We start from the raw sequence: 8,462 nt of genomic DNA, 5'->3' as shown, positions 1-8,462 counted from the left end.
CTTCCCTCGTCGCGTGGGCTCGGTGATTTCGGCGCGCAGCAGGTCGACCGCGAGCATCGACGGCGCGAACGCGAGCGCGACCGACATCAGCGTGAAGCCGCCAACGCCGATCGCGAACAGGCGCTTGCGGCCGAACTGGTCGGCCAGCGCGCCGGCCGCCATCAGGAAGCTGCCGAACGCGAGCATGAACGCGTTGGTGATCCAGTTCATCGCGACCGTGCCGCCGTGCAGGTCGCGGCCAATCGCGGGCGTCGCGACCGCGCCGCCCGAAAACGACAGCGGCAGCGCGACAGCGGCCAGGCAGACGGCGGCCAGCACCCACGCGCGCCGGCGTGCCGACTGAGCCGAAGCGGCTGAAAAAGGCTGATCCATCATCGCTCCTCGAAAAGCCGGCGCGGATGCGCCGTCAGAGCGACAGAAGATAAATCCGATTCAATCCGCGAAAAACTACGTAAAGCTCCGCATATAGCGGACTAAAATTCTGCAATCCCCTTGACTACACGCGTCGGCGCACGCCCTTCGATTCAATGGAAAACCTGACCGGCATCGTCGCCTTCGTCCGCACCGCCGAAGCACTGAGCTTCGTCGCGGCCGGCCGCGCGCTCGGCATCTCGGCGTCGGCGGTCGGCAAGACGATCGCGAAACTCGAGCAGTCGCTCGGCGTGCGCCTGTTCAACCGCACGACGCGGCGCGTCACGCTCACCGACGAAGGGCGGCATTTCTACGAACGCTGCCAGCGGATCCTCGAGGATTTCCGCGATGCGGAAGCAACCGTGACGGCATCGGCGCAGCGCCCGCGCGGCAAGCTGCGCGTGAGCCTGCCGGTGATCGGCTACCGGTTCCTGCTGCCGGTGCTGCCCGAATTCCGGCAGCGCTACCCGGACGTCGAGCTCGATCTCGACTTCAACGACCGGATGGTGGATGTCGTCGAAGGTGGCTTCGACGCGGTGATCCGCAGCGGCCCGCTGTCCGATTCGAGCCTGATGTCGCGGCGGCTCGGCCCGTTCGCGTTCGTGCTGTGCGCGACGCCCGCGTATCTCGCGCAGGCCGGCACACCGCGCACGCCGCACGATCTCGAAGCGCACGAGTGCGTGCGCTACTGCTTCCCGACCACCGGCAAGCTGCAGGACTGGGCGCTCGCGGCCGACGATGGCACGCCGCTGAAGCTGCGCACCGCGATGACCTGCAACAACATGGAAGCGCTGCGCGGCACCGTGCTCGCGGGGCTCGGCATCGGCTACATGCCCGACTTCCTCGCCCGCGACGCGCTCGATACGGGCATGCTCGTCACCGTGCTCGACGACTACCGGATCGCGCCCGGGCAATTCTCGATCGTGTGGCCGTCGAGCCGGCAGCTGTCGCCGAAGCTGCGCGTGCTCGTCGATTTTCTGTGCGAGCGGCTGTTCAAGTAACCGAGGACGGACGCCTCGACCGGTGTCCAGCACGTCACCCGCACGGCACGACGGAACGCCGCTGTGCGGCAGCAACGTGCGCGCGTCGTTCCGCGTCGTTCCGCGCCGTTCAGTCCGCCCCGATCCGCTCCGCTTCCGCCTGCGGCAACAACGCGTCGCTGTCGTCCTTCAGCCCGACGCCCGTCAGCCCGAGCCGGCGCGCGTGCGTCATCAGGTAATGCAGCTTGTGCGCGGCCCCCGCATACGGCAGCCCTTCGGGACGCACGTTCGAGATGCAGTTGCGCAATGCGTCGTGGCAGCCGACCTTCGGCGCCCACGTCAGGTACACGCCGAGACTGTCCGGCGAGCTGAGCCCCGGCCGTTCGCCGATCAGCATCGCGACGACCTTCGCGCGCAGCAATTCGCCGATCTCGTCGCCGAGCGCGACGCGTGCCTGCGTCGCGACCACCACCGGGCCGATCCGCCAGCCGTCCGCGTCGAGCCGCGGCCGCACGGCCTGCAGCAACGGCAGCGCCTGCTTCGCGGCCGCGAACGCCGACAGCCCGTCACCGATCACGAACACGACGTCGGGTGCGTCGTCGAGCGCCGCGCCGTAGCCGGCCAGCAGCCCGCGGCTGTCATCCGACAGCTTGCGGCCGAGGTCGGGCCGGCGCAGATAGTGGTCGCGGTCCGGCGCGGCGCTCTGCACGCCGAGCGTCGGCAGCAGGCCCGCCGCCTCGATCTCGCGCCGCAGCGCGTCCGCGTCGAGCGGCTGGTGCACCGCGTCGCGCGCCTGCGCATGCGACAGGTTGAACGCGAGCAGCGGCGCGGTCGGCAGGCTGTTGCCCGCGCGGCCGAGCGCGATTCGCGCATTCGTGAACGACTTCAGCTGCGCCCACGGGTTCTTCTCGACGGCGTCGCTCATGACGAAATCCCCATCCAGTCGTTCGCGCCCGCGAGCAGCGGCACGCGTGACGTCGCGGCGCGCAATGCGCCGTGCGCATCGGCGATCTCCATCGTCTCCAGCCACTCCTCGAATTCCGGCGCGCGGCGCAACCCGAGCACTTCGCGCACATACAGCTGGTCGTGGAACGACGTGCTCTGGTAGTTCAGCATCACGTCGTCCGCGCCCGGAATCCCCATGATGAAGTTGATGCCGGCCGCGCCCAGCAGCGTGAGCAGCGTGTCCATGTCGTCCTGGTCGGCTTCCGCGTGGTTCGTGTAGCAGATGTCGCAGCCCATCGGCACGCCGAGCAGCTTCCCGCAGAAGTGATCCTCGAGCCCCGCGCGGATGATCTGCTTGCCGTCGTACAGGTATTCGGGGCCGATGAAGCCGACCACCGTGTTCACGAGGAACGGCTCGAACTTGCGCGCGACCGCATACGCGCGCACTTCGCAGGTCTGCTGGTCGACGCCGAAGTGCGCGTTCGCCGACAGCGCACTGCCCTGGCCCGTCTCGAAGTACATGAGATTGTTGCCGACCGTGCCGCGCTTGAGCGACAACGCCGCCTCGTGCGCCTCGCCGAGCAGCGCGAGCGAGATGCCGAAGCTCGCGTTCGCCTTCTCGGTGCCCGCGATCGACTGGAACACGAGATCCACCGGCGCGCCCTTCTCGATCGCCGCGATCGTGTTGGTCACGTGCGTGAGCACGCACGACTGCGTCGGCACGCCGTAGCGTTCGCGGAAGCCGTCGATCATCGCGAGCAGCTTCACGATCGCCGCGAGGCTGTCGGTGGCCGGGTTGATGCCGATCATCGCGTCGCCGCAGCCGTACATCAGCCCGTCGAGCATCGACGCGGCGATCCCCTTCACGTCGTCGGTCGGGTGGTTCGGCTGCAGCCGCACCGACATCCGGCCCGGCAGCCCGACCGTGTTGCGAAAGCGCGTGACCACGCGGCGCTTCCTCGCCGCCGCGATCAGGTCCTGGTTGCGCATCAGCTTCGACACGGCCGCGACCATCTCGGGCGTGAGGCCCGGCGCGATCCGTTCGAGCGCTGCGCCGTCGGCCGCCGGCGACAGCAGCCAGTTGCGGAAATCGCCAACGGTGAGGTGCGAGATTTCCGCGAATGCCAGCGCGTCGTGATCGTCGACGATGAGGCGCGTGACCTCGTCGTCTTCATACGGGATCACCGCTTCGTTCAGGAATGCCTTCAGCGGCACACCCGCGAGCGCGATCTTCGCGGCGACACGCTCCTCCTCGCTCGCCGCCGCGACACCGGCGAGCTGGTCGCCGGAACGCAGCGGGCTCGCCTTCGCGAGCAGCGTCTTCAGGTCCGCGAAGCGGTACGTGCGCGGACCGATCGTCTCCGTATAGGACATCTGCGAGTCTCCTTGCCCATCCTTGCCAAAAGCCGACGGCGCGCCCGTTCGACGGGGCGCGCCGGATGCCGTCAGGAACGGCCGTTCACCTTCACCCTGCTCATTCTTCCAGCAGCACGTCGCCCGGCGCACTCGCACGCTGCGAACGCGTCGCGAGGAAGTACGCGTAGCCGAACGCGAGGAAGCCGAGGAACACCAGCGCGACCAGCCCGTTGAAGTACACCATCGTCCCGAGACAAATAAGTGCGGCCAGGATCGCGAACGCCGGGAAGATCGGGTACAGCGGCGCGCGGAACGGCCGTTCGAGATTCGGCTGCGAGCGGCGCAGCTTGAACAGCGACGCCATGCTCACGATATACATCACGATTGCACCGAATACCGACATCGTCACGATATTCGCGGTCAGCGTCTGCCCGCCGAACTGGATCAGCTCGTCGCTGTAGATCGCCGCGATGCCGACCACGCCGCCCGCGAGAATCGCGCGGTAAGGCGTCTTGAAGCGCGGATGCACCTTCGCGAGCCATTCGGGCAGGTAGCCTTCGCGGGCCAGCGCGAAGATCTGGCGCGAATAGCCGAGGATGATCCCGTGGAACGACGCGACCAGCCCGAACAGCCCGAGCCACACCAGCATGTGCATCCAGCCGCTGTTCGCGCCGACGATGTACTTCATCGCCTGCGGCAGCGGGTCGTTGATGTTCGCGAGCTTGGTCCAGTCGCCCGCGCCGCCGGCAAACACCATCACGCCGACCGCGAGCGCCACGAGGGTCAGGATCCCGGCCACGTACGCGATCGGAATCGAGCGCTTCGGGTTCTTCGCCTCCTCGGCGGCCATCGCAACCCCTTCGATCGCGAGGAAGAACCAGATCGCGAACGGGATCGCCGCGAACATCCCGTGGAACGCGCCGAGGCTGAAATGATCGGCGCCCGACCAGCCGCCCTTCATGAAGTTGCTCCACGCGAAGCCCGGCGACACGACGCCCATGAACACCAGCAGCTCGAAGATCGCGAACAGCGTGACGACGAGCTCGAAGGTCGCCGCGATCTGCACGCCGACGATGTTCAGCGCCATGAACACGAGATACGCGCCCATCGCCGCATGTTTCGGCTCCAGCCCCGGAAACTGCACGTGCAGGTAAGCGCCGATCGCAAGCGCGATCGCGGGCGGCGCGAACACGAACTCGACGAGCGTCGCGGCACCGGCGAGATAGCCGCCGGTCGGGCCGAACGCCCGGCGCGCATACGCGAACGGGCCGCCCGCATGCGGGATCGACGTCGTCAGCTCGGTGAAACTGAAGATGAAGGTGGTGTACATCGCCGCGACGAACAGCGCGGTGACGACGAAACCCAGCGTGCCGGCGCTCGCCCAGCCGTAACTCCAGCCGAAGTATTCGCCGGAAATCACGAGGCCGACCGCGATGCCCCACAGTTGCCAGGTCCCGAGCGTCTGCTGCAGCGCGGGCTGGCCGGACGACTTGGCGCCGGCGGCGGGCCGGCCATTCGACTCTGCTTTCATCGGACTCTCTCCTCAAAGGCGCCGGGCCTGCCGGCCTGCGCGACTGAGAATCGATGCTAGAGAGTCATTAAACGACGTGTTATCGAAATTCGGCAAAGATCGCGGCTGACATTTCGCTGACGGAAACGCGGACGCGGCGCGACGGCCGACGCCGATCGGCAAGGGGCCGGCGCGCAGCGGAAGACACCGTTGCGGCCTTGGCCGGTTCCGGCGTAGTGGTCGTACGCGCGAGACGACGCGCGAACGGACGCTGTCGCGTGCCATTCGCGCGCCATCGGATGCAAGCGCTCGCGCGTACAACACCCTCCGGCCGCACGACGCGACCGGACGGCTGCGCGAGCGTGGCGTTACTGCCCGCCGCTGCGCTGGTTGAACCAGCGGTCAAGCAGCTTGCCGGCCGCTTCGCGGCCGCCGAGGCCGAACGACAGCGCCACCGCCACCGCGATCGCGCCGAGCACGAGGCCGAATGCGAGCTGGACGATCTCGTTCGCGATGCCCATCGCGCGCAGCCCCATCGCGAACACGAGGCCCAGGATCGCGAATTGCGCGATGCGCGCGAACAGCACGCTGTGCTCGCGGTCGGCCTGCTCGATCACGCGGCGCGCGAGGCCCGCGAGCCACACGCCGATCACGAGGATCACGCCGCCCATCAGCACGTGGCCGCCGAATTCGATGAACAGCGTGACGACGTCGCGCACCTGCGAGAAGCCGAGCCGGTTCGCCGCTTCGACCGATGCGAACAGCATCGCGAAGAACACGATCAGCCGCGCCACCAGCACCGACGGCTGCAGGATCCCCGAGAACACGCGCTCGACGCCGAGCACGGCCGGCAGCCCGTCGGCGCCCGCGGCTTCCAGCAGCTTCTGCGCGAGCGACGCGACGAAGCGCGCGAAGTAGAACGTCACCAGCACGATCACGATCGCCGCGACGATGTCCGGCACCGCGCCGAGGAACTGGTTCAGCATGTTGGTGGCCGGCACCGAGATCGCGTCGATCTTCAGCGCGTCGAGCGCGGAGATCAGCGTCGGCACGAACACGAACACGTAGACGATCGTGCCGATCAGGCTCGACACGCGCACGGGCGTCGGGCTGTCGAGGCGCTGCGTGAGGCGATCGGCGCCGGCCGCGACCAGCAGGTTCGTCACGAGGCCGCGCAGCACCCGCGCGACGATCCAGCCGACGATGCCGATCACCGCGGCCGCGAACAGGTTCGGCACGATCGCGAGCAGCTTGTCGACCATCCCCTGCACCGGCGACAGCAGCCCCGACAGCGCGAACGACGCGAGGATCGCCGGCAGGAACATCAGGATCACGAGCCAGAACAGCACGTCGCCGAGATAGCCGCTCATCGGCTGCATGCCGGCGCCTTCGGACAGTTTGTCGTCGATCTTGCTCGCCTTCAGCGCGCGGTTCGCGAGGCTGCGCAACAGCGACGCGATGAGCCACGCGATCAGCGTCAGCGCCGCGCCGCCGATCAGGTTCGGCAGGTAGTTGACGATATGCGTGACGAGCAGCGAGAACGGGTTGGAGACCGCGTACAGGTTGAGCACGTTGAAGATGCCCACCGCGGTGACGAGCAGCACGAGCCAGAACAGCCCGCCCGCGATGATGCGTTCGACGTACGCGCCCTGGCCAGTGCTTTCGTTGATCCGCTGATCGACCTTCAGCGCGCCGAGCAGGCGCATCGCGCCGGCCCGCACCACGACGGCGATCAGCCAGCCGATCACCAGGATGCCGATCGCGCCGGCGATCTTTGGCAGATACCCCCCTAGCGTGGTCTGCAGCGACGTGATGAAGCTGGAAGCATCCATTTCTTCTTCTCCCGAAAACGTGGTGTTGCGATTGAACATCGACGAACTACCTGCGTACTTCGAAAAGCGTGCTGCCCCGACGGAGCAACTTACCCGAGAAAAATGACGCGATCACCCGATTTCACCGTCTTTAACTTTAGACATAGATCGCGGAGGGGCAAGACCCCATTTCGTCAAAATTAAAAAGGGGCGGATGGATAGCCCTGCGCATTTCCGCAAGATTTGTCCATTCGGGCCGTGCTACCGTGGCGTCGGTTCCTGCCCGCACACGCCGATGACCGTCGAAACGAAAACCGACCAACCCGCGTGGATCCGCTATGCGGCGAGCGTGGCGCGCGTCCACGAATACATCCGCACGCACCTCGACGGCCCGCTCGACCTGAACCGGCTCGCCGAAGTCGCGTGCCTGTCGCCGTATCACTGGCAGCGCGTCTATCGCGCGCTGTATGGCGAGTCGATCGTGCTGACGGTGCGGCGGATGCGGATCGTGCGCGCGTCAGAGGATCTCGTGTGCACGGCGCGGCCGATCGACGAGATCGCGCGGCGCGCGGGCTACGGTTCGACGCACGCGTTCGCGCGGGCGTTTCGCGACGCCTACGGCGTGCCGCCCGCGCAGCACCGGCGCACCGGCAGCCACCGCCCCATCTATCCGCTACAACGAGGAGAAGGAGACATGTTCAAGCATGAAGTCGAAATCCGGCGATTGCCGGATCTGCGCGGCTATGCCGTGACGCACACCGGGCCGTACATGAAGGTCAGCGACGCATTCATGCGAATCGGCGCGTGGGTCGGGCAACACGGGCTGATCGGCCCGGGCGCGAAGGTGATCGGCATCTTCTACGACGATCCGGACACGACGCCCGAAGCGCAGTTGCGTGCAAAAGCCTGCATCATGCCGGCCGACGGCGCGCCGGACGTCGAACCCGCGCCGCCGGTGGAGCGCGCGACGGTGGCAGGCGGCGAATACGCGGTGCTGTTGCATACGGGGCCGTATGCGGACCTGAAGACGGCCTACCAGTGGCTCTACGGCGACTGGCTGCGTCATTCGGGCCGCGAAGCCGCCAACGCGCCGCCGTTCGAGCTGTATCTCAATTCGCCGATGGATACCGCGCCGGCCGATCTGCGCACCGAGCTCTACCTGCCGCTGCGCTGATCGAAGGGCCGTGCGCCGGCCCTGAAACGAAGCGCGCCGGCCGGCGTTCACACGCCGCCGGCGCGAATGCGCGGACAAACTTGCTTATGCAGCCTGCGTCCCGCACCCGGGGCAAAACCGCGCGTCGTCCGCCAGCGCCGAGTGGCAGCGGCTGCAGGACTTGCCGCGTTGCGCGGCACCGCACTGCGCGCAGAAGCGCGCATCCGTCGCATTGAGTGCGCCGCAGCCCGCACAGGCAAGCTGGCTCAGCGGCACGTTGCCGCCGCCCTGCCCGC

General features: G+C 67.6%; 8 protein-coding genes. 2 read left to right on the top strand and 6 right to left on the bottom strand.

The annotated features are described in order from the left end of the window. Window positions 1-372: MFS transporter (locus JYJ84_RS21840; RefSeq protein WP_205189452.1), on the bottom strand; the 372-nt coding region annotated here is incomplete at its 3' end. Between the two features lie 155 nt (window positions 373-527). Between JYJ84_RS21840 and JYJ84_RS21835 the strand changes: the two genes are divergently transcribed. Then, the gene (locus JYJ84_RS21835; protein WP_175222263.1) at window positions 528-1,412 is read left to right on the top strand and encodes a LysR family transcriptional regulator; all 885 of its coding nucleotides are present in this window, start codon (window positions 528-530) and stop codon (window positions 1,410-1,412) included. Window positions 1,413-1,521: 109 nt separating this feature from the next. On the opposite strand, the gene eutC is transcribed toward JYJ84_RS21835, so the two are convergent. From eutC to JYJ84_RS21815, 4 genes are all read right to left on the bottom strand, one after another. Continuing rightward, window positions 1,522-2,316, bottom strand: coding sequence for an ethanolamine ammonia-lyase subunit EutC (eutC, locus tag JYJ84_RS21830; RefSeq protein ID WP_122944090.1), 795 nt, complete (start codon window positions 2,314-2,316; stop codon window positions 1,522-1,524). Further along, window positions 2,313-3,710, bottom strand: coding sequence for an ethanolamine ammonia-lyase subunit EutB (locus tag JYJ84_RS21825; protein ID WP_175222262.1), 1,398 nt, complete (start codon window positions 3,708-3,710; stop codon window positions 2,313-2,315). The genes eutC and JYJ84_RS21825 overlap by 4 nt, the downstream gene beginning before the upstream one ends. Window positions 3,711-3,810: 100 nt before the next feature. Then, the gene (eat, locus tag JYJ84_RS21820) at window positions 3,811-5,223 is read right to left on the bottom strand and encodes an ethanolamine permease (RefSeq protein WP_174960120.1); all 1,413 of its coding nucleotides are present in this window, start codon (window positions 5,221-5,223) and stop codon (window positions 3,811-3,813) included. Between the two features lie 347 nt (window positions 5,224-5,570). Further along, window positions 5,571-7,034 (bottom strand): mechanosensitive ion channel, encoded by a 1,464-nt coding sequence (locus tag JYJ84_RS21815; protein WP_089449663.1) that lies wholly within the window; start codon window positions 7,032-7,034, stop codon window positions 5,571-5,573. A 274-nt stretch (window positions 7,035-7,308) separates the two neighbouring features. On the opposite strand from JYJ84_RS21815, the gene JYJ84_RS21810 reads away from it, so the two are divergent. Continuing rightward, window positions 7,309-8,187 (top strand): GyrI-like domain-containing protein, encoded by an 879-nt coding sequence (locus JYJ84_RS21810; RefSeq protein ID WP_174960116.1) that lies wholly within the window; start codon window positions 7,309-7,311, stop codon window positions 8,185-8,187. An 84-nt stretch (window positions 8,188-8,271) separates the two neighbouring features. Here JYJ84_RS21810 and JYJ84_RS21805 read toward each other — a convergent pair. After that, a partial coding sequence (locus JYJ84_RS21805; protein WP_205189450.1) for a zinc-ribbon domain-containing protein occupies window positions 8,272-8,462 on the bottom strand: 191 nt, incomplete at its 5' end.

Origin of the sequence: Burkholderia sp. LMG 13014, assembly GCF_905232215.1 — a bacterium.
Taxonomy (GTDB): Bacteria; Pseudomonadota; Gammaproteobacteria; order Burkholderiales; family Burkholderiaceae; genus Burkholderia.
Note: the sequence above shows the minus strand (reverse complement) of the source record. Positions and strands in the feature narration are given on the sequence as shown.